The sequence below is a fragment of the Sulfurovum sp. bin170 genome (assembly GCF_010892395.1).
GTDB lineage: Bacteria > Campylobacterota > Campylobacteria > Campylobacterales > Sulfurovaceae > UBA1140.
Genome location: NZ_JAACKB010000314.1, coordinates 1 through 2722, shown reverse-complemented (window position 1 = coordinate 2722; position 2722 = coordinate 1). Strand labels below are relative to the sequence as shown.

Here is a 2722-nt window from a genome sequence, read left to right as displayed (position 1 = left end):
TTTTTCAAAGTCCAAAATTCACCCCCTGTTAAATGGATTCATCATCTTATCCATCCTCATCTATCTCCTCCTCCAAAGAGATAATTTTCTGCATCAACAGACGATAAGATTGTATATCAAACTCCTCTTTGCAGAAGAAACAGATATGAAACTTAAAGTCACTATCTTGAAAACTATGTTTCAATTTTGAAAATATCTTCTCTATCGGCTTTTTATACCCCTCTGGTTTTATCCTGACAATCTCATTGATTAATCTATCAATCTCACTCTCAAATTTATCTATAAACAGAGTAATATCAACTAAATTATTAGAGTTATAGTATAAAATATTAAGCTCCAAGTAGAGATACTCTTGAAGATATAGCACCACTCTATCTATGTCAATATGAATATCAACCCCTTTTGGATAGGAGTCAATCAACTCTTGGAGAGCCATTTTATAGATATTTTGAGCCTCTTTTAAAGAGCCAATGAGGTTTTCATCCCTTCTGCTTCGCAGGAGAAATATAGTTCGAATGGCTCTATTTATGGTTTTTGTACCAAAATTTGTCTTGAATATGGTCTTGGATTTCAAAATCTCTCTAATAGGATTTTTTATTCTATAGCTATTTGTGAACCACTTCTCATAGACTGCTTTAAGTATCTCTTCATCAAAATATCTAAAATATGCCAATTTATTAAATAGCTCAGAGAACTCAATCTTCTGCATAATATGTTCAAAGATAGTATCGACTTTTGCATCTACCTTTTGGAGGTCAAGGTTTCTCCAATATAGTCTGTTGCATAGCTTTTCAACTCTGATTATATTGTTGTGGATAATATAACTCATAATCCCAGGGTGACCGTTTGTCAGATAGAAAAATCGTGCCGTGACACAATCTATATTTGGTATCTCCTTCTCACCCCCATTGATGATAAACTTCTTGACCGAATCATAGTTAAAAGGTTTGAGGACTATCTTTTTCTTTTTTCTCACAAAATCAAAAAGATAATCAAAACTGTCAATCCTATCAATTAGACCATTGCCTGTTATGACCATTTTGGAGCGAACTCGATTACCTATGAGTATGGAGTTTATCTCTCCTATGAGCTTTAGAAACTTCTCAAACTCAAACTCACCACTAATCCTATCAATATCATCAAAGAGAAGTGCGATACCTTTTATCTCATGGTTAAAACTCCTCTCCATAATCTCTTTGCTTTTGAGAATATAGCTCCCCAAAGAGTGACCACCAATATCATTTGACTCTGTGCTACTAATAGGGATTGAGTTCCTAATCGACATCGCTATCTCATCTGCCGTTGAGGGGGAGTATGAACATTTGATAGAGTAACAGACCCACGACTCCTTCTCAAAACTATCTTTTAGTTTAGTCAAGATGTGAGTTTTACCACAGCTCAAAGCTCCATCAATGGTGATAAAAGTTGACCCCTCTTTGTCGGAGACTATATCAAGCAGAGGCTTCTCTCTATTTTCAAAATAGAATCTCTCTATCTGCAAATCTCTTTTGAACTCCTCATTAATCCAGTGAGGTATCCACTCAATAAAGATATCAATCAGATTCCTATCTTTTATCTCATCCAAAAGAGCTTCAAAATCTCCACACTTAGCCAAATCCACACTATCAAACAGAAAAAGTCGGCAGAAATCTTCAGAGAGTCTCTCTCGTTTTTTTGATGAGAGGAACTTATCTTTGATAAAAACACTTTCTAGTTTTAGATACTTTCTATACTGCTCAATCTTAATATTAAGAGGTTCAAATATCATTGCAATCTTGGTAATAGGTATAGCAATAGCCTCATCATACTCCCTAAATCGCTCATCAAACCGCCCAACAATAATCCCCACAACAGCCTGTGAACTCTCCTCAACAATTGGCGAACCACTCAAACCTTTGATAATCTTGTGATGGCTTGATGAGTCATCCAACATAATAAAATCACTATCAGCCATATCTTCGGAGTGTTCGATATGCACCAACCCATTACATCGGTGTTTATCTAGCTCCTCACTCCTATATCCACAGGTGACCAAAGATTTACTACTATCATAACTCTTGAAATCAGCCAGATGAATATCCTGTGGGTCTGTATCTATTTTGAGGATAATTACATCAAGCTTTACTGGGTCATAAGTTGAGTGTATTGCAGTAGCTTGATAGGTTCTGTTTTGAAACTCAATCTCTATCTTGCTCTGATTTATCTCTTCTAGACTCTTTTGAATAGAGACCTTTGAGAAGATATGATAACAGGTCAATATATTACCAAACTCATTAATAAAAAAACCTGTACCCTCTATTTTACCATTTACTCTGATATAGACAACTATATCTTTTAGAACATCTTGAATATTTTTTTGCATACGAATCTCTTACTCTTTAGCTTTGTTCCAAGTCAGTGAGATACTAAACTCTGCATCTATACCAGCTTTTACCAAAATTATCCCACCAACCTCACTGTTTATCTTGACACCAAATTTGATAGTCGCAGTGTCAGGAGATAGCTCCTCTATACTATCATATATCTCTTTTCCAATATGTGTAATAGACTTGCCAACCCTGCCAAATATATCACTTGACCCCTCTATTATCTTACTACTCTCATCCCCTATCGAGTGTCTATCTATAAAATCTCCAGAGAATTTTGTAGGCTTCTTTGCACCCCACCTACTTAGAGCCTCATCACTGCTATTTGGTTCAATCTCAATATAGAGATTGGCTCC

2 protein-coding genes are annotated in these 2722 nt (G+C 35.6%); both read right to left on the bottom strand.

Annotated elements, in window-relative coordinates:
• Nucleotides 1-46: 46 nt before the first annotated feature.
• Nucleotides 47-2362: a serine protease gene (locus GSY74_RS07495; RefSeq protein ID WP_164664480.1), complete on the bottom strand. Its 2316-nt coding sequence runs from the start codon at nt 2360-2362 to the stop codon at nt 47-49.
• A gap of 9 nt (nt 2363-2371) precedes the next feature.
• Nucleotides 2372-2722, bottom strand: a 351-nt coding sequence (locus GSY74_RS07490) for a CU044_2847 family protein (protein ID WP_223157504.1), incomplete at its 5' end; no start/stop codon positions are given.

What these genes read in the sequence shown, in the direction of transcription:
- GSY74_RS07495 (WP_164664480.1), bottom strand. Translation starts at nt 2,362, where the DNA reads ATGCAAAAAAATATTCAAGATGTTCTAAAAGATATAGTTGTCTATATC.